The organism is Pedobacter humicola, assembly GCF_056490705.1.
In genome coordinates, this window is sequence record NZ_JBWJIG010000017.1 from 24,292 (window position 1) to 45,086 (window position 20,795).

General features: G+C 40.8%; 13 protein-coding genes. 10 read left to right on the forward strand and 3 right to left on the reverse strand.

The features are described 5' to 3' along the window. Positions 1 to 6: 6 nt before the first annotated feature. Positions 7 to 762, reverse strand: coding sequence for an SDR family oxidoreductase (locus tag AC04Q1_RS21835; protein ID WP_478366665.1), 756 nt, complete (start codon positions 760 to 762; stop codon positions 7 to 9). 510 nt (positions 763 to 1,272) lie between these two features. Between AC04Q1_RS21835 and AC04Q1_RS21840 the strand changes: the two genes are divergently transcribed. Then, positions 1,273 to 2,643, forward strand: coding sequence for an alginate export family protein (locus AC04Q1_RS21840; protein WP_478366666.1), 1,371 nt, complete (start codon positions 1,273 to 1,275; stop codon positions 2,641 to 2,643). A 30-nt stretch (positions 2,644 to 2,673) separates the two neighbouring features. On the opposite strand, the gene AC04Q1_RS21845 is transcribed toward AC04Q1_RS21840, so the two are convergent. Beyond that, complete coding sequence (locus AC04Q1_RS21845) at positions 2,674 to 4,623, reverse strand: sigma 54-interacting transcriptional regulator (RefSeq protein ID WP_478366667.1); 1,950 nt, start codon at positions 4,621 to 4,623, stop codon at positions 2,674 to 2,676. Positions 4,624 to 5,171: 548 nt separating this feature from the next. Between AC04Q1_RS21845 and AC04Q1_RS21850 the strand changes: the two genes are divergently transcribed. After that, entirely contained in the window at positions 5,172 to 5,966 is a 795-nt protein-coding gene (locus AC04Q1_RS21850; RefSeq protein ID WP_478366668.1) for an SDR family NAD(P)-dependent oxidoreductase, read from the forward strand. Positions 5,967 to 6,078: 112 nt separating this feature from the next. Beyond that, the gene (locus AC04Q1_RS21855; RefSeq protein ID WP_478366669.1) at positions 6,079 to 8,349 is read left to right on the forward strand and encodes a tetratricopeptide repeat-containing sensor histidine kinase; all 2,271 of its coding nucleotides are present in this window, start codon (positions 6,079 to 6,081) and stop codon (positions 8,347 to 8,349) included. Between the two features lie 281 nt (positions 8,350 to 8,630). Here the strand turns inward: AC04Q1_RS21855 and AC04Q1_RS21860 are convergent, their stop codons facing one another. Continuing rightward, positions 8,631 to 9,839, reverse strand: a complete 1,209-nt coding sequence (locus AC04Q1_RS21860) for a GAF domain-containing sensor histidine kinase (protein ID WP_478366670.1) — start codon at positions 9,837 to 9,839, stop codon at positions 8,631 to 8,633. Positions 9,840 to 10,388: 549 nt separating this feature from the next. On the opposite strand from AC04Q1_RS21860, the gene AC04Q1_RS21865 reads away from it, so the two are divergent. The 7 genes from AC04Q1_RS21865 (at position 10,389) to AC04Q1_RS21895 (ending at position 20,789) form a co-directional block, all read left to right on the forward strand. After that, on the forward strand, positions 10,389 to 10,979 hold the full coding sequence (locus AC04Q1_RS21865) for an RNA polymerase sigma factor (RefSeq protein WP_478366671.1): 591 nt from the start codon (positions 10,389 to 10,391) through the stop codon (positions 10,977 to 10,979). A gap of 61 nt (positions 10,980 to 11,040) precedes the next feature. Further along, complete coding sequence (locus tag AC04Q1_RS21870; protein ID WP_478366672.1) at positions 11,041 to 12,198, forward strand: FecR family protein; 1,158 nt, start codon at positions 11,041 to 11,043, stop codon at positions 12,196 to 12,198. Positions 12,199 to 12,377: 179 nt separating this feature from the next. Further along, positions 12,378 to 15,722, forward strand: a complete 3,345-nt coding sequence (locus AC04Q1_RS21875; protein WP_478366673.1) for a SusC/RagA family TonB-linked outer membrane protein — start codon at positions 12,378 to 12,380, stop codon at positions 15,720 to 15,722. A 17-nt stretch (positions 15,723 to 15,739) separates the two neighbouring features. Beyond that, positions 15,740 to 17,212, forward strand: a complete 1,473-nt coding sequence (locus AC04Q1_RS21880) for a RagB/SusD family nutrient uptake outer membrane protein (protein WP_478366674.1) — start codon at positions 15,740 to 15,742, stop codon at positions 17,210 to 17,212. A 17-nt stretch (positions 17,213 to 17,229) separates the two neighbouring features. Beyond that, positions 17,230 to 18,075: a DUF4843 domain-containing protein gene (locus AC04Q1_RS21885; protein ID WP_478366675.1), complete on the forward strand. Its 846-nt coding sequence runs from the start codon at positions 17,230 to 17,232 to the stop codon at positions 18,073 to 18,075. A gap of 26 nt (positions 18,076 to 18,101) precedes the next feature. Next, positions 18,102 to 19,646 (forward strand): PKD-like family lipoprotein, encoded by a 1,545-nt coding sequence (locus tag AC04Q1_RS21890; protein WP_478366676.1) that lies wholly within the window; start codon positions 18,102 to 18,104, stop codon positions 19,644 to 19,646. Positions 19,647 to 19,667: 21 nt separating this feature from the next. Continuing rightward, the gene (locus tag AC04Q1_RS21895) at positions 19,668 to 20,789 is read left to right on the forward strand and encodes a redoxin domain-containing protein (protein WP_478366677.1); all 1,122 of its coding nucleotides are present in this window, start codon (positions 19,668 to 19,670) and stop codon (positions 20,787 to 20,789) included. Positions 20,790 to 20,795: the final 6 nt, after the last annotated feature.

The window sequence follows — 20,795 nt, forward strand, 5'->3', positions numbered from 1 at the left end:
TAAGTCTTAGTTTATTATTGGATTTACGGTGAGTCCGCCATCAATTACGATTTCTGTACCTGTAATGAAAGCGGAATTTTTGGATGCTAAAAAACTGGCCAGCTGTGCGATTTCTTCTGCGTGGGCAAAACGTTTCAGGAGAATCTTATTACTTAAAATATTACTGAAGGCATCAATTTCAGCTGCATCCATTCCTAATTTTTGATACACCGGCGTTTCTACCGGGCCTGGCGAAATACAGTTTACACGGATATTTTTCGGCGCAAGCTCAGTTGCCAAAACTCGGTTTAGGCCAATTAACGCAGCTTTGCTTGCCGAATAGACACCAGAATTTGGCATACCCACGCTTGCATTAACTGAAGTATTAAAAATTACAGATCCACCGGAATTAACTAAAGGCAGCAATTTTTGAAGAGTAAAAAAAATGCCTTTTACATTGGTATCCATCAAGTAGTCGAAATGCTCTTCGCTTGCCTGCTCAAACGGTAGAAACTCAGCTGTGCCCGCATTCAGAAATATTGTATCAAGCGCACCAAAATCGGCTTTAACCGTTTTGAAAAGTTGGTCAATACTTAAAAGGTTTGCCTGATTGGAAACATAACCAGTTACACCCAGTTCATCGGATGCCCGTGCAACGGCTTCGGGATCCCGGCCTGTAATAATGACCTTTGCCCCTTTGGCCTTAAAGAGTTTTGCCGTGGCATAGCCTATTCCGCTATTCCCGCCGGTAATTAACGCGGTTTGTTGATGAAGTGTGTCCATATTCGTTTGGTTTGATATGAATCACTATCGGCAATGTTTGAACCTTTTTTGTTAAGTATTTGATGATCAATGATTTGATATTATTATTGATTTTGGTTTTTACTTTATATCGTTACTTTCAGAAACAAACTACGATATAAGGTAGGATGAATATTGATCCGGATACAACGATATTTCGTTGTCGAAACTGGGTCAGGAATATTACAGATAAAATTGGTCTTGCCAGGTAGTAGAATTTGCCATTATTAAATGTTTACCAGCTTTTTAACAAATGAAAGTTTTGAGCAATGGCTTTGGCTTGGTTGGTACAAAGCTGTTTATCCGATACGCTTAATCACAAATGAATACGATTTGCACGGCGATTTATCTACTACTGGATATCATCAAAAACCACGAAATAAAGTGAAATTATACTTGGTGTATGTGTTTATGTCTTGATAAACAGTATTTTATTGGTTTGGTGCTGGTTTTGACATAACATCGTAAACTGAATTAAATCTATTTACGATCATGAAAACGATTTTATCTTTATTATTTATTCTAGCATCTTATACCGGAATGGCTCAAGAAATTTCTTTTAAGCAGTTGCGCTATGATGAAACTTATGCTTATTTGGCCCAGGACTCATCGATTAATTGGTACCATAACTTAAAATTTAAGCCAGTATCTGCAAATAAAGCTACTTATTTTAGTTTTGGGGGAGAAGTACGCTATCAATATTTTTATTTTAAAAGTCAGGACTGGGGAGAGGCTCCCGAAGATCAGGATGGATTTATACTGAGTCGTTATCTAGGCCATGTTGATTTTCATGCAGGTAAGTACTTTCGCACTTTTATACAGTTACAAAGCAGTTTAGCCAATGGGCAAACAGAAGAACCTTCTCCCGTCGATCAAAATCCCCTCGATCTGCATCAGGCTTTTTTAGAATATAGAGGCCGGGTTAATGGAAAAGGGATCATAACATTTAGAGTAGGCAGGCAAGAACTCTCTTATGGTTCACAGCGGTTGGTAGCTGTGCGCGAAGCGCCCAACAATCGGCAGTCATTTGATGCAGCTAAATTGATGTATAGTGGAAAAAACGTTAAGCTGGATGTTTTTTATTCGAATTATGTTCCAGCAAGATCAAATATTTTTGATGATAGTTTTAGTAATATTACCCGGTTTTGGGGAGCTTATGGGGTATTTAATAAAATCCCATTCATTAAAAACATCGATCTGTATTACTTAGGGATTCATAAAAAAAATGCGGTATTTGATGATGGAAAAGGAGCGGAAACAAGGTATTCTGTAGGAGCTAGAATATGGAGCAATACACCTAACTGGCAGTATGATGTAGAAGGTTTATATCAATTCGGAAATCTTGAAGCCAGCCATATTTCTGCATGGACAATGTCTGCAAACATTTCTTATTCGTGGGAAAAGGCGGGATTAAAACCGCAGATTGGCTTAAAAGCAGAATTAATCAGCGGTGATAAAAATAGTGCAGATGGAAGATTGAATACTTTTAATCCGCTATTTCCCAAAGGTGCCTATTTCGGGTTGGCCGCATTAATCGGACCATATAACTTAATGGATGCACATCCATATTTTCAATTTAACCTTACTAAAACACTGTTGTTTGCAGCAGATTATGATCTATTTTGGCGCATGGATAGCAACGATGGACTATATGCTGTAAATGGTAAATTAATTTATCCGGCTAAAACCGGAAACTCAAAAGAAATAGGAAAACAACTGGGTGGTGCTTTAGAATATATGCCGAACAGATATCTATCCCTTAAACAAGAGTTTACCTGGTTTAGCGCAGGCGATTATTTAAAAACAGCAGGGCCAGGTAAGGATATTTTAATGTTTGGCAGTACCATTACCCTTAAATTTTAAATAAATCGCACCTTAGCAAAGATGAATGGGTTATGTGATAAAATTTTTATGTATACCCAGTTTCTTCATTTTAGAATTTAGCGTAGTCGGTGGCAAATTTAGTAAGCTGGCTGCTCCATTTTCGCCCCAAATCTTACCATTGCATTTTTTTAATGCTGCTAGGATATGGGCGCGTTCGCCTTCACTCATGGTTGTAACAATTGGCTCGGCCAGGGCAATATGGGTGTTTTGCTCCAATTGGACGGGCAGAAGCATGCTATTGATCATATCTCCTTTTGTTAGCAAAACATTTCTTTCAATTAAATTTTCCAGTTCGCGAATATTTCCAGGCCAATAATATTGTTTCATACTCTCTAACACCTGTGGAGAAATCCCCTTTACACTTTTGCCAATTTTACGGGAGTAAATGTTCAAAAAATGCGCCGCAAGATCTGCAATATCTCCTTTGCGTTCTCTTAGCGGTGGCATAAGGATTGGAAAAACATTTATGCGATAAAAAAGATCTAACCTAAAACGACCTTCAGCAACTTCTTTATCTAAGTTCCTGTTGGTTGCAGCAATAATCCGTACATCTGTTTTTATCGTAACACGGCCACCAATACGCTCAATTTCCTTTTCCTGGAGCACGCGCAACAATTTTGATTGAGATTCCATCGGAAGTTCGCCAATTTCGTCTAAAAAAATAGTGCCTGAATGCGCTTGTTCAAATCGACCAATCTTACGTTCATGTGCCCCGGTAAAGGCACCTTTTTCATGACCGAACAATTCAGAATCAATTAAAGAGGTGGGTAAAGCTGCACAATTGATTTTTATAAAAGGCTTATCCTTTCGCAAGGAGAGCGAATGGATTCGTTCTGCAATCTTTTCTTTTCCCGTACCACTTTCGCCCAAAATCAATACAGAAGAATCTGATTTAGATACCTGAATAACATGGTCAAACACGGTTAATAATAAGTGGCTACTCCCAATAATCCCTGAAAAAGGATTTGGCTGTTCGGCAATTTTTTTATGGTTTTTTACGGCATAATTGGGTAATTCGGCAAGAAAAGGGCAATTTGAAGCCTGCAACATCCCCTCCATAAAATTGGTAATCAAGGGTTGTAATCTACTGCAAAGTACTAAATGGTCGGCTTGGTAAGCATCTGGCCGGCGACTGTAAAAATTGAAAAAATATTTTTTTTCTTTTCCCATTGGAATAGGGAACGATAGATGCGATTTGAGCTTGTACTTTTCTGTATATATTTTTTTTAGCGAAGGTTTCGCCAGCAGCAGTTCGAGTTCTTTTTCATCAAACCAGGTGGCCATCTGGTTGGTATGGTCGTTAGCTTTTAGTTTAACCAATTCGTGTTGCTTACAATTTGTAATCACCATTAATTCATTACAACCGATAGATTGATATTCATCAAAACCAATTCTTGAAAAACAAAGTTCATAGAAACTTTCTTCATCTTCTTGTTTTGTCCCAAATGATAAAAACTCGAAGGGGATGAAAGGCTGTAGCGCTTTTGCCATTTCTAAAATCTTGGATTCCCAGGTAATCGCTGATGACAATATTTCGGCCGCCTTTTTTTGCAACACTGCATTTTGCTGCATTCCGGTTTCCAAATGATTTTCATACCGGTATACTGCAATATCCAGGGCAATTAAAACATCTTTTTCACGGAAAGGCTTAATAACAAAACCATATGGATTAGTAACCTTCGCTGCCTCTAATACTTTCTGATTTGAATTGGCCGAAATATAAATAAACGGGATATCCAATTCAGTAAGCTGATGAGCAAGATCAATTCCGGTATGTTTGCCTTTTAAATAAATGTCGAGCAATACAAATTCGGGTTCGAATTCTGCAATCATTGCCTGAGCTTCATTTACACTATCCGCAATTCCACAAACTTCATAGCCGGCAGTTTTGAGGATATTGGCTAAAACATCTGCAATGATAAATTCGTCCTCCACTATAAGAATCTTTTTTTTCTTCATAATATCTTAGTCAGTTTGATTTGGCTTAAAGTTCTATTGGTTTGCCTGTTTCTATCGTCAAATAAAATTATGCTTCCGAAAATTTAATTATAGTTATTCGTTTGGTGATCAATATTAAGATTATATTGATGAACATCAATTATGAAACGTGAATCAATGCTGGTTTACGGATTCATAAATCTGGCCATAACATTCGAAAACGTCCGTTTCCTCATTAATATAGCTCAAATATAAGCTATGGATATATTTTTTGTTTAATCATTTTCGCTATTTAAGTTAAAATTAGATTAATCACGATATGTCGTTGTTTTAACAGCGATATATCATAGTGGTTATTAAAAAAATCACCTGTATTTATTACATATCATCAAGGTTATTCAGATGTATATTGGCATTGTTAGTACTGGTAATACATATTTGTTTAATATGGGCAGGCAATGAAATAACGTTGTTGTATTTTGATGAAATTTAGGTAAACTATTGTAAATCATTGTTTTATGTTTTGGGTATGGATTTGGCTAGCTGTTGGCTTTCAAATCTTAAATCATATGGAATTACAGTTAAAAAACAAAAAAGCACTTATTACAGGCTCAACAGCCGGAATAGGTTTCGCTATAGCGCTTAGCTTAGCAAAGGAAGGTGCCGAAATCATCATCAACGGGCGCAACATACAGCGTGTGGAAAAAGCAGTTGCACAAATTAAAACCGAAAGTGGTAACGATAAAATAAGTGGATTAGTTGCTGATTTTGCTAATACCGAATCTGTTAGAAATCTAATTTTCCAAATTCCCAGCGTTGATATCCTGATCAATAATATTTCGATATTTGAACCCAAAGCTTTTGCAGATATCACGGATGAGGATTGGTTGCGTTTTTACGACATAAACGTCATGAGTGGTATACGATTATCTCGTGCATATTTTGGCCAAATGCTGAAAAACGGATGGGGACGAATTATCTTCATATCAAGCGAGTCGGCAGTACAGATCCCCGAAGAAATGATCCATTATGGCATGAGTAAAACTGCCCAGCTGGCTGTTGCCAGAGGATTGGCTGAGCTGACCAAAGGCACTGCCGTTACCGTAAATTGTGTGCTGCCCGGGCCAACATTTTCAGAGGGTATCGGAGGATTTATTGAAAACCTTGCCAAAGATCAAAACAAAACGATAGCAGAGGTAGAGGCTGATTTTTTTAAAACGGTTCGGCCAACATCTATCGTTCAACGGTTTTTAAGCACTACAGAGGTGGCAAACATGGTAACTTATTTGGCCAGTCCGGTGGCTTCTGCTACAAACGGCGCTGCAATAAGGGCTGATGGGGGAGTGTTAAAGGGTTTACTTTAACAATCTTTAATCAGGGCATTATAATGGTTAAAAGAGAAACATTTAAATTTTCAGCCCTAATTTTCATAGCATTGATTTTTACCGGAAATTTAGATAGATTAGTTATATAAATATGAAAATCATCTATTTCTTCTTAACTGTTTTTATCCTGCAAAAGAATGTTGCCTTGGCACAGGTGCTTTCGGGAAATCAGGCTGATGCAGCAAGCGTAAAGGCGATGATTCTAAATACTTCCAACGATAGCATCAAATGTAACCTGATCCAGCAATTGGGCAAAATTCAATTGTTAAAGCCAGGAAATAAAAAGATAAATCTGGATAGTGGTCTTCGCTATTTTCTTTATTCCATTAAGTTTGCAGACTCGGTAAAACTTCGCTTGAATAATAGATATGAAGGAATGCTCCGGGTAGGAGAGGCTTATTTCAGATTAAATAACCTGGTTAGCGGTAAAAAATACTTCATGTCGGTTATTCAGGCCTATCAGAAAGATGGAGATAAAAAAAGGGAGGCGCGCACCTGGCTACGCTATGGGAATATGATGAAGGATTTATATAAAGACAGGCCAGAAGTGGTAGCCAATTTAAAAAGGGCGGTAGCTTTATACCATCAGATAAGTGATGTATCTAAAGAGGCAGAATCTTGTTCTTCATTGGCTGCAGAATACTATACACGTGTTAAATTAGATAGTGCTGAACATTATGGCCTTAAAGCTTTAAGCTTATACCAATCTTCCCATTCAAACGACCTTGGCTTTACATATTATTCCCTGTCTCTAATATACAGAAACAAAGGAAGTTTAAATAAAGCTTTGCAGTTCGCTTTTCTGACAATTGATAATTCCAATAAGAGGGGCGATACATTGAATTATCAAAACATGGCACAACGGTATGGACAACTTGGTTTTGTGTTTTCTGATATGAATGACCATTTAAATGCGTTAGAAAATTTCAGGCGTGCCGTAAAAGTAGGAACAACAAATAATAAGGGCAGCAGTACATCGGATATCACCTACCTGTATCTTGGTGAATTGGTAAGGGAATGTATATTTTCAAGTACGCCTAAAGCAGGCATAACTGAAGCTGTAAAGATTTTTCGAAAATATCCTCCAGTAGATAGTCTTCAAAAGGGGCGGCAGGCAGAAATGTATGGATTATATTATAATGCCATTGGTAAACATAGTACCGCGGAAAACTGGTATTTAAAAATGGTTGCTTATTACCACTGCCGGCCTGTAAGTGAGGCGTGGGGCAATAAAATACTTGCTGGCTTTTATATGACGCAGAAAAAGTATGCTAAAGCCAGGATTTTTCTCGACAAGGAGTTTAAACATGTACATTCTGATAGCCAGGCATTTTTGAACAGTGCAGAAGATGCTTTATATTATTACAAAATTGACTCTGCGAATAATAATTTTAAATCTGCCCTCGAACATTTTCGGAGATATAAGCGAAAGAGTGATTCCGTATTCAATGTTGCTTCCGCCAAACAGATTGCCGAGTTACAGGTTCGGTATAAAACTTTACAAAAAGAGGCTGCCATCGGGGTATTGAAAAAGGATCGGACGTTGCTTTTGGATAAAGTTATGCAAGCCAACTATATCAGGAATCTAATTGTCGGGATTGTTATATTATTGCTTTTATTACTTGCCCTGCTCCTCAAAAGTTTTCGTGAGAAACAAAAACACAGCAAAATTACACAGCAACGCAATCACGAATTGAACTCGCTTTTGGACGACAAGGATAAATTGCTCGAAGAAAAACAATGGTTGTTAAAAGAAATTCATCACCGCGTAAAAAATAATTTGCAAATCGTGATCGGATTACTACAACGCCAGTCAGATTATGTTGATAACATAGATGCGAAAGACGCTATTCTGGATAGTGAAAATAGAATGCGTTCTATCGCATTGATCCACCAAAAGCTGTATCAATCTGAAGGACTCGAACTCATTAATATGGCAGAATACTTTGATGAATTCATCAGTTATTTGAAAGATAGCTGTGATCCTGGTAACCGCTTACAATTTGAAAGAGACTTTGATGAAATCCACCTATCCATTTCACAAGCGATTCCCTTAAGTTTGATTATGAATGAAGCAATTACTAATTCGGTTAAATATGCATACCCCGGAGATGCTTCAAATATTATTGGAATTTATTTTAAAAAAATCGATAAAATAAACAATAAATTAACGATTAAAGATAAAGGTATTGGCCTTCCAAAGAGTTTCGACCCCAAAAAAAATGATTCCATGGGGATGAATTTAATGCGTGGGCTGACAAAGCAGTTGGGAGGTACGTTTGCAATCCAAAATGATCATGGGGTAACCATTGAAATAATTTTTGAAACAGAAAAATCGGTGTTAAATGATATTGATGGCTAGTTATGCTTTATATATGTGCGTATTTCGGCAAAAGTGTACGCGCGTTTCAAATTTATGCTGACAAGCTGTTCGTACCAAACTGACGACGCTGATCTTTGGATCAGAATTTCTTCACTCAGCAATTCCATTTAATTTTATAAGTTCAGGCCAAATAAGGGCTCAGCTGTTAAATGACCGCCAGATGCAATCTTCGATTGTTTTCTTATCCCTTGGCTTTCGACTTTCCATGGGTGAAATTCGGGCTTGGATTAGCGAAACCAGATCTTCAGAAAAGTGATAAATTATATACGGGGCTGGGGAAGTTCGATGAGAAAAACTGTTCCCTGGCCTTCTTCAGAGGTGATGAACATTTCGCCGTGCAGCTTATCAACTAAGTGTTTTACCAGGGATAGGCCAAACCCATATCCTTTTTCACCCCCTGTGCCTTGTTTTGTACTCATACCCCCTGTTAAGATTTGGATAATTTCCTCCTCGCTGATTCCCACCCCGCTGTCGGCAACAGAGATCCGAAGAATGTTTGTATCGGGTTTTACCACTACGTCAAGATCTACGTTTATTGTTCCGCCGTTCGGGGTAAACTTTACCGCATTCGAAATGAGGTTTCCATTGATTTGCAACAACTTGTTTTTCGAAAAGACAATATTCTTTTTATCCTGGTTAATGCTGATATTCAGGTTTATATTTTTGGATGTAGCCTGTGGTTGATAAAGCTGCTGAAGCTTTGTACGGAAACTGCTGAGGTCAAATTCGTTGGCACCTGGAGCTGTTACCTCTTCCTTGTCAGAAAGGATTTCGTCAGCGAGATCTAAAAGTGATTTACTTCCGCTATGAATTAATTTAATAAGCTCGATGACCTGATCTAAATTGGCAGTTTTGCCCTGCTCGGCAATAATTTCAGATAAACCTATTATTCCTGCGATTGGTCCGCGGATATCATGGGCAACTTTTTTGGTTGATTCACTAGCGTCTTTTAAGTTATTCCGCAGCTGTTCCATGGCATGATATGTTTTTATCCTGTTCATGATCTCTCCGGCGATAATCTTCAATAGCTCGATTTTCTCAGGGCTCAATGTTTTCAGTCCGGTGTCCAGCACGCAAAGGGCACCAATGCTCAATCCATCTGTATCTCTCAGTGGTACCCCAAAATAATAGCGGAGTGACAATGGTGCACCGACATAAAAATTTTTATTGAAGCGTTCATCTGCCGAAAGATCCAGCACTTCGAACTGATCGTTTTGTGTAATGGTATATTGACAGACAGATTCTTCACGGGTCATCTGCTGTAGATCAAGGCCGTGCCTGGCTACTGTCCATTGCGTATAGGCGTCGATAAGGTTGACCAATGAAATTTCTGTGCCGGCTACTTTAGCTGCAAGAAAGGTTAACTCTTTGAAAGTTTCGGAGACGCTTCCGTAATCAATATCGAGATCGGACAATTTTAAAAGCCTTTCGGATTCGTTGGATGGCACGGGAAGATTTAATTCAGGCATTGTTTAAATTTCTAAGATATGTACGACCAATGCTTCGATTCGGACCTGCTCTTGTCTTATCAGAAGCGGGCTCAAGATACAGTTTTGACTGTAGAATCAAAAAAAAACCAGTATTTTCTCGAGAAATTTGTATGCAATAGTTACATGTTCCGGAAGAATTGGTTTTTCCGCTATCAGTCATTATAGTGTATTGCATGCTGCCTTCAACCATAAAATCCTCCGGAAATCTGGAAGCATTACTCATAACCTGCCGTTTTATTTCTATGTGTAACAGCTATTGCTGGAATGGCTCTGCAGGGATGCCATAATCCTTCAGAAAAGGTAAAAAAAACGAAGTTAAGAGTGACTTCCAAGGATACCACCGCAAAGAAGGCTGATACTTACAGCGGCAGGAAAGACTTGATCCGGGGAATTCAGTAAAAACGTATTCGTTATTCTCATTACAACTGAAAAACAATTATTTATAACGGTTCCAGTGGTTTGAAAAGCAGGTAAAATTGCAATAAGTGACCTTAAAAATTATATATTTGTAAAACGGAGACTTACAGAATGGCGGAGTATAAGTTATATCGGGACCAGGAGCTAGTGCAACTTATGCGAAGCGGGGACGAGCGTGTACTTATAGAAATTTACGAACGGTATTGGGATAGGATGCTGGCTGTTGCGTTTAACCGTCTTGACAATCAACAGGAAGCCGAAGAGTGTGTCCAGGATGTTCTATATAACTTATGGAAATTACGGGATAATTTTGAGCTAACCAAAATGGAGCTTATCAACTATCTTACCCGCGCCATCAGGAACCAGTCATTCAATATCCTGGAGCGGAGGCACCGTGAGCGGCTAAAGGCTGCTGATTATACCTTTGGGGATAATATCAACCACCTCTCGCCCGAGAGAAAGCTGATCATCAGAGAACTCGAAAAACAGATTGATGATGCCATAAATAAGCTGCCTCCACAATGTCAATTGGTTTTCAAACTGAGCAGACAGCAGGGACTTTCCAATAAAAAAATTGCAGAAACCCTCAATATTTCCGAAAATACAGTCAAATCTCATCTCAAAAAAGCGAACAGGGATATCCAGGGAAATATGGAATTATTGACTGGGTTAATTTTATGTTATCTTTTTTTTATTAAATAATTTCGCTTCCACTCACCCAGACTGGTTTTTTTTCTGTCTATACATATAGAAAAGCGAAACTATGTCCAAAAATCCCGAAAACATCGAACTTCTGGTCTTTAAATTTAACAGTGGCTTAATCTCGCAAGAAGAGCTTGAAACCTTAACTGAGTGGTATAACAGTCATGATGACCAAAATGTGATTATTGTCACTTCGCGTCCGGAGTCTGGTGAGCAGGTTAAATTAAGGATGCTCGAAGGTCTTTTGAGCAAGGTTTCGCGTCCTCCACAAAAACGCATCAGAATGCAGCCATTTTTAAAATGGATTTCTGCTGCTGCTGCAATATTTATAGTTGGCCTGTTGATCTGGAAAAACCCGGATGAGAAAAAGCTGCCACAAAACGTTCTGCAACATGGAAGTGGTATAGAGCCCGGGGGCTATAAAGCTACACTTACCCTGGCCGATGGAAAGACCGTGCCACTGAGTAGTTCGCAGACCGGAATAATTGCCGGAGAAAAGATTACATATGCGGATGGTGCTCCTGTAAGCAATGTAGATATCAATCAGGAGAGGTTAGCCACAGGGGATATGTTGGCTTTACAAACACCCAGGGGAGGTACTTATCAGATAATCCTGCCCGATGGGACAGAAGTGTGGCTAAATGCGGCATCAACAATTAAATATCCTTCACAGTTTTCTCCGGCTGAACGCACCGTCGAGGTAATTGGTGAAGCGTATTTTCATGTCAAAACTGTTTATGGTGAAAATGGGAAAAAAGTTCCATTCAGGGTGCTTGCCGGTCAGCAGGAGATCGATGTTCTTGGAACCCACTTCAATGTCAATTCATATCCCGGACAGAAGAATGTTAAAACCACGCTCGAAGAAGGTAGGGTGGCAATTGTTGATAAAACCCGCCACATTGCCCTTTTACCTGGCCAACAGGCGATAACTGCTGATGGCAAAACGATTGTTAAAAAGGTAAATGTAGCGGATTATACTGCCTGGAGGGATGGTAAATTCAGTTTTGACGATAAGACCTTTGAAGAAACCATGGACGAGATCGCCCGCTGGTACGATCTGCATATCGTGTATGAAAATGGAATACCGCATGAGGAAATTGTGGGCGATGCCTTCCGTAATCAGAATATCCATCTGGTGCTGCGTCTTTTGGACGCTGCTGAAATCAGTTATCAACTGGACGTACCTAACCGTAAACTTACCATTAGAGGCAAAAAATAAATTCTATAACCTAAACCAAACCAGAACTTTATGAAGTAAACTTACCAACTAACCTAAACACCGGCTATTCCAAAAAGAAAAGGAAAGGACTGCCATCCTTCCCTTAGCGATCTGATTGGATATGTAGTCTATTTTGCAATCAACTGAAACATTGCACCAACCAAACCAACGTAAACTTAATGATTAAAATTTACTTATCACTAGTGATGAAAACCATCATGTGCCTATTGCTCACAGCATTCATGTCAGTGAGCGCAGCAACCTATTCGCAACAGATTACCTTCACGGGAAAAGATGCTTCTTTCTCGTCGGTAATCGATGCCATCCGAAAGCAGAGCGGTTATACGGTTTTTGGGACCAAAAAACTGATAGCGGACGCGAAACCAATAACTGCAGAAGTTAAAAATATGCCGCTACCGGATTTTCTCTCCCTTATTACACGCGGACAGCAGATAAAATTTACAATTGAGGATAAGACCATATCGCTTTCCGCAATAGCGCCCCCCCAGCCCGCACTTAAAAATCCACAACGTGAGCTCCAGCAAATCCTCACCGGTGTAGTCCGCAACGCAGAGACCCGGCAGGTAATGTCCGGCGTAAATGTACAGCTCAAGGGCAGTACCCTACGCACCCAAAGTGATGTTAAAGGGCAGTTCAGCTTGGTTATTCCGACATCCGATGCCAGGCAGGTAATTGTTTTTACGCACGTAGGGATGAAGCTGCTCGAGGTAACCTATAAAAAACAGGAAGTGTTGAATGTAGAAATGCAGCCCGCTGACAGTTCAATGGAGGATATTGTGGTTACCGGCATTTATCAGCGCAACAGAGAAGCTTATACAGGTTCCTCTTCAACTTTTAAGGCAAAAGACCTGATGATGGTGGGAAACCAGAATATCCTGCAGAGCCTCAAAACGCTAGACCCTTCATTTGCTATCGTAGAGAACAATACCTTCGGTTCTGATCCGAACAGGATGCCCGATATTGAGATACGGGGTAAAAGCAGCGTGATCGGGCTGACAGATGAATTTGGTTCCAACCCCAACCAGCCTTTGTTTATTTTGGATGGATTTGAGAGTACACTGGCCATTATTTCCGATCTGAGTATGGACCGTGTGGAGAGTATTACCTTATTAAAGGATGCTTCGGCAACTGCTATTTATGGCTCCAAGGCCGCGAACGGTGTTGTGGTTATCGAAACAAAACGTCCAGCCGCTGGCCAGCTGCGCATTAATTATTCCATGAACGGAAGCATCAGTTTTGCCGATCTATCAGATTATAATCTGATGAATGCGCAGGAAAAACTGCAATTTGAGCTTTTGTCTGGCTTTTATGGTAGACTTAATGCTGATGGAAAGCTTATTTTAGGTTCGAATCTTCAGAGTGAGGCCAATTATAACAACAGGCTTAAAGAAGTTGGCCATGGCGTAAATACCGACTGGCTCAATGAACCATTGCGGACTGCCCCTACCCAAAGGCACACTTTATTTGCAGAGGGAGGGGATGCCAACCTGCGTTATAGCGTATCGTTTAATTATGGACTGACACAAGGAGTGATGAAAGGCTCAGATCGTGAGGCAACCAATGGAAACATTCGCCTTCTTTACCGCAAAGGAGCTTTCTCTGTTAATAATTCGCTTAGCATAGATCATGTTAAATCAAACCAGGAACCCACTCCGTTCTCTGATTATTCCCGTGCCAATCCATATTACCGTAAATACGACGAATTTGGAAATGTGAGGAAAGTACTTGAAGATTTCAAGGCCCTTGGAAATTCAAGCCTTGCACCGATATATAGCCCGATGTACGATGAGAGCAACTTAAATATCAACGAATCTAAATCCCAGGGTTTTACAAACAACTTAGAAATGGAATGGAAAATATTGGAATCGCTGCGGGCAAGGGGGCGTTTTGGCCTCCGGAGTTTTTCCAATACCGATGTGGTTTTCCGCTCGCCATTTGATGTTCAGTTTGAAGGAACTGATGTATTACAAAAAGGCAGATATGATGAAGGTAATGGGAAATCTATTAATTATGATGGTGATTTTAGTCTGACCTTCGGGAAACTTTTTGCACAAAAACATATGGTAAACGCCGTTTTAGGTGCACGTATGGAGCAAGCAACGGGCAGATCAAGTACATACGGGGTAAGCGGCTTTGTTGATGATGAGTTTTCGAACCCGAATTTTGCCCTTGGGTATGTGGCCGGGCAAAGAGCGGTTTATCAGGAATCAAAACGCCGGGGTGCCAGTTTTTTTACGAATGTTGGTTATTCATATGATCAGCGCTACCTCTTAGATGCAACCTTGCGTTCGGATGGTTCGTCGGTTTTTGGAGCTGACCGCCAATTTTCGGTAATATGGTCACTGGGGCTTGGATGGAATATCCATAAGGAGGCTTTTATCAAAGGTGCAGGCTTATCCTGGATAGACCAGCTTCGCCTGCGCGGTTCAATAGGGAATCCTGGAAATCAGAATTTTAGCGATTATATTTCCAACAGAATTTATCGTTACAACAATGATAACCGTAATCCTTTCGGAGCAAGTACCATTATCAGCAATATGGGCAACCGAAACCTTAAATGGCAGACTACCCTTGATCGCAATATAGGCCTAGATCTTACTGTACTTGATAACCGCTTGCGTTTTACAGGTGATTATTTTGTCAAGGATACCGATCCGTTGCTGGTTTATATAAGTCTTCCTTCTTCAACAGGGGTTAGCCAGGTTCCACAAAATATTGGTGGACAGATTACCAGGGGTTTTACTTTTACCACTGATTATATGCTGATCAAACATGACCGTTTCAATTGGCGTATCAATGTTAACATGAGACAGCTAAAGGCCAAATATCATGATATGGGTAACCAGCTGAGCAATTTCAATGAAGCAAATAGAAGCCTCAACCTTACGCGTTACTACGATGGCGGAAGTCCGTCGGATCTTTGGGCGGTGCGCTCTGTGGGCATTGATCCGGCAACCGGACGTGAAATCTTTCTGAATAAAAACGGTGAACAGACTTTTGTTTACAATTACAAAGACGAAGTTATTGTGGGCAACAGTGATCCTGATCTCGAAGGTATTATCGGTACCAATCTTTACTATAAAGGATTTACAGCCTCTGTGAACCTGAGATACCGCATAGGTGGGCAGGCGTTTATGCAAACCCTTTTCGAGAAGGTAGAAAATATTTCTTCAACTGCGGTTGCTTTAAACCAGGACCGCCGTGCATTGTATGACCGCTGGCAGAAACCTGGGGACAATGCGGTTTTCAAGGCAATATCCAACACGGAACAAACACAGATTTCCTCGCGTTTTGTTTCCGACAATGATATGCTGATCGGTGAGGCCTTTTCTCTTGGATATGAAAATACCACCGCGAGCTGGCTTAAAAAGGTTCGGGCGTCGTCCATTACGCTGAGGGCTTATATGAACGATATATTCCACCTTTCGACTATCAAGAATGAACGCGGCATAGACTATCCTTTTGCACAATCGGTTTCATTCTCAGCATCAGTCCGATTTTAACACTAAAAACCCAAACAATGAAAATATTTTATAAAGTATTTATTTACCTCTTTTTGAGCCTGCTTTCACTCTCCTGCAAAAAGTGGGTTGAGGTAAAGCCCAGCGACCGCCTCGGTGAGGATCAGCTTTTTGTCGATAAGGATGGCTACATGAAGGCCTTAAACGGCGTTTACGTAGAACTTGCCAATACCAATCTGTACGGACAGGATATGTCAACCGGAACGATCGATGTCCTTGCCCAGTATTATTACATCAGCAGTTCGGTACATACGTATTACAATTATACAACCTTTGTGTATGGGGACGCTGTAGTTAAGACCACTTTTGACAATACCTGGAAGAAAGCCTATGAGTTGATCGCAAACTGTAATGTGATTCTCGAAAAATGTGGGGATGCGCCCAGCAGCAAGCTTCCAGAGCCTTATTATGGGGTTATCAAGGGAGAAACGCTCGCACTGCGCGCCATGCTTCACCTGGATATGCTTAGGCTCTTTGGCCCGGCGTATTCGGAGGAAACAAAAGCAAAACCAGCGATACCTTATGTAAACAAAACAGGCTTTGAGATTACTCCCATAACGGGCTCGGAAAAGGTGATGGAACTTCTTACAGGTGACTTGAAAGCTTCCCTGTTGCTCCTGGCCAAGTCAGATCCCATCCGGACCGAAGGGGTGAGAAATGCAGCCAATACCGGCGGACCGAATGATCTTTATTATCGCCAGTACCGGTTAAATTATTATGCCGCAAAGGCACTTTTGGCGCGGGCATATTTATGGCAGTCAAAAAAAACAGAGGCACTCGTACAGGCAGAAGAACTCCTTACAGAAGTGCAGTCGCCAACGAAAACCGTGTTCCCTTATGTTACTTTTGCGGCCGCAACAAATGTTGAGAAGCCTGACCGGATGTTCTCAACTGAAGTAATGTTTTCTTTATACAACATTAACCGTTCTCAGATGTATACTCGGTTGTTTGATGTAAATCTGCCCGTGAACAGCAAACTTTCTTTCAGCAATGGCGATGTAAATGAAGCACGTGTAAATTCTATTTATGATGATGCAAATGACTATCGCCGCAGAGTTTGGCAGAGTGCATCATCAGGTGCGGTTACCGCTACAACAAATATGAAATTTGCAGATATTGTTGATGCCCCGGGCCGCTACATGATGCCGCTGATTCGCCTATCTGAAGTGTTACTTATCGCGGCAGAATGCCAGCCAGACCTTGCTACGGCAACTTCTTACTTTAATAAGCTTCGTACCGCCCGCAACTGTGTAAGTCTCACCCCAATCAGTTCGGCATTGCTAAAGGTAGAGATCGGGAAAGAATTCCGTAGGGAAATGTTAGGTGAGGGGCAAATGTTCTTTTTTTATAAGAGAAATTCATTTCAGTCACTACCCAATAATGCAACCGTCCCAATCACACCGGAAAAAACGATGGTGCTGAACAACTATACCGTTCCCCTTCCCGATAGCGAAATCTCTCAAAGAAATTAATTTAAAAGAACCAGCGCATGAAAAGATTAACAGTTTACATTTTGCTTTTCCAATTGATGTTCATGATGGGATGCAAAAAAGAAATGATGTCATACCAGGGGGTTGAAGGTGTTTATTTTGCGGTACAGAGTGGTACCAAGGCTTATAGCATTGCCCTTTGGCCGTACCAGCCGTTCAGTAGTGTCGAATTTGTAAGTATTGGCAAAGACGTGGTAGATTTTCCTGTAAAAGTGATGATTACAGGGCCGGTAAAGGATTATGAACGCAGTTTCCGTGTCGAGGTTAACCCTGATTCGACTACTGCAATTGTAGGAAAACATTATGATCCTATCCAAACAGAGATCAAGATACCAGCGGGCGGGATTACCGCAAATGTTATTGTCCGGTTAAAACGTACCCCTGATCTTGAAATCACACCAATAACACTTGGACTGCGTTTAGTGGAGACCAAGGATTTTAAATTGTCCTTCCCCGAATGGGATGCTATCCCCTCACTTACGGGCGGTACAATTGTTCCGGAGTTTGATGCCAGCCTGCATACTTTAAGGATAAATGATATTATGGTACAGCCTTCCGTATGGCCCGGTTCGCTACAGCCTGGAAATAGGGAGTCTGGTTTGTTCGGGGTTTTTACCAGAAAAAAAATGGAATTTTTAATTGATAACCTGGGATTGACTTACGAAGATTTTGCAAGTGCTGAAACCATGCCGCAGGCAAGATATTTTTTAGTGGCAAATGATGCCGCTACTATTCTGAAACAGCGTTTTGATGCCAAGAATCCCGTACTTGAAGATGACGGAAGGCTAATGTTTATCGGATCGGTGCCTTGGACAACTATTGTTGGTGTGCCCTGGGTACCTTAATACTTAACGCTTAAATAGATAAAAACATGAAAATATATTATTACATACTAATGCTTGCGCTGATGATTTCAACCGGCTCCTGCAAAAAGGACAAGGGCAATTATGATTACCAGGTCATTAATGAGCTGAACATCAAAGGGGTAAATGCCGAATATGTTGTGCGCACCGGAATTGATACACTACGCATCAAACCTCAGATCAGCGCTACAATGGATGGCGCTGACACCACCCGTTACAACTATTACTGGATAGTGAAAACAGGAAGTTTTGATTTTGATACTATTGGAAGAAAAAGGGATCTGGTATATCCGGTTCGCCTGAATGCAGTGCCTTACGATCTTTTTTACCGTGTAGTCGACAGGCAAACGGGGGTTACCTGGATTGCCAATACAAAAATAAATGTGAGTACGCCTTATTCGAGAGGACTGCTTATTATGGGTGAGGACCCGGAGGGCTACGCAGAAGCGGAAATGCTTTCTATGCTGAAAGATACGATTCATATCAAAAATTTGCTTTCGCTTAGTGGTCTACCACGGCTGCGGGAACCTGTAAGTTTGGTGCATACAGGTGGTACGGAGGCCTATATTAAACTTTGGGTATTTACCAAAAGCGGATCTTACTTTTTGGACCGGGCAACCATGAGTTATAAAACAGGCAGTAACTTCGCCAAAACACTCTATATATCTGATCCCATTGATCCCCAGACCCTTCAGCCTGTAGTGCTTGCTCCTCAAATCCGTACTGCCGCAGGCGCTATTGGAAGTACACTTTATCGGGCCATTATCACTAAGGGCGGAGATCTATTTGCAGGCGTTCCGTTGCTTCTCGGCGGAGACTATTTTAATAACCCGGTCAACCGTCTCGCAACAGATCAGCAAACCCGCATCCCGGCCGCCCCATATCTTTTATATCCAATCAACAGCATGAGCTCAGTAATGTGGTACGATACCCAGAACAATCGTTTTCTCAACTTTACCGGGATTGGGAGCGCCGTTGCATCTACGGTGCTGCCCGATGTTGCTGGAGGCGCCTTTCCGTGGAACCAGCCGGCAGGCCGCACGCTTGTTTATGCCGAAAATACCCGTAATACAGATGGCGGATCGACAAATGGCAATTCTTTTGCAATTATGAAAGATGTGGATAACACGCATCACATTTATAAGTTTTATGCAAATGGTACCAATCCTGCTAAACGTGCGCTTTATACAGTGAAATCGTTGGCGACGGACTTCGATAAAGCTAAATTTTATGCTTTTTCTTCTAACCGCTCGGTGATTTTTTATGCATCAGGCAATACTTTATATGCTTATGATTATAATCCAGGTTTCGAAAAGCTCTATACATTTCCTGAAGTGGGTACTGATGAGATCAGCATGCTCAAATTCGATACCCAGATAGATTTTGCATCCAACAGCCTATACATTGCAACCTATAATAACACCACTAAAGGCACTCTTCGTAGATATACCGTCGGAACCAATCCAAACCTTGTTGACATTCAGCTTCAGCCTAAAAGTACCTGGAGCGGATTGGTGAAGGTAAAAGATATCAACTGGCGTGCAGTTAATTAACTTATTTAAATAAAGAAAATTATGAAACTTAAACAACTTATTATTGTCCTGGTTATAATCCTGTTTCCTTTTATCAGCTTCAGCCAGGCTATCCAGTATACCATAAAAGGGACTGTGAATCCACAGTATAACAAAAAAATCATTAGACTCTACTATACAAAGGATAATGACGAAAAATTTGTGGACAGCACAAAAATCGATAATGGCAGGTTTACTTTCACTGGTAAGCTAGACCGGCCAGTGGCTGGCAAAGTTACCTTAGGTAATGAAGATGACGGCGACCGTATAGATCTTTTCCTTGCAGGAGGAACAGTCAATGTATCAACAAAGGATTCGATCCGTTATGCCACGGTCGCTGGTGGGGAGATGGTGAAGGCCTATGAACAGTTGGCCAAAGTCATCAGGCCACTTGACGATAAGTTAATCAATGGATTGCTTTTTTACAAGCAGATGCCGGAAGGGGAAGCAAAAAAGGCTTATATCAAAAAGTTAATGGCCGGATTTGACAGTTACAGGTTTCAAAAGCGTGAAGCGATCCATAAATTTTTAGCCGAAAATCCCGACTCCTATGTTTCGCTATACTTTTTGAACAAAAACTCTCCCCAAAGCCTGCTTAATTACGAGGCAACATATCCATTCTTCGATAGACTGAGTGAACGGATAAAGCAGAGCCCACTAGGTAAAGAACTTGAGGGTAGGCTGCTTACAGTAAAGGGAAAGCTGACAGGGGAACAGTTTAAGGATTTTGTTTCGACTACACCGGAGGGAACAGAACTGAGCTTGAAAGATGTGGTCAGCAAAAACAAATATACCTTGGTGGATTTTTGGGCGAGCTGGTGTGGTCCATGCAGGAAAGAGAATCCAAATGTTGTTAAAACCTTTAATGCATTCAAGGATAAAGGTTTCACAGTTCTGAGTGTTTCGCTTGATGATAACGGGAGTAAGTGGAAAGCAGCAATCCAGAGCGATGGAATGCCATGGTACCATGTTTCCAGTCTTAAGGGCTGGAAAGAGCCGGCAGCCGCTCTCTACAATATCCGTGCAATACCTCAAAATGTGCTCGTAGATGCACATGGCAAAATCGTGGCTACCAACCTTCGTGAAGAAACACTGTATAATAAAATTCAATCACTTTTAAACTAGATTTTT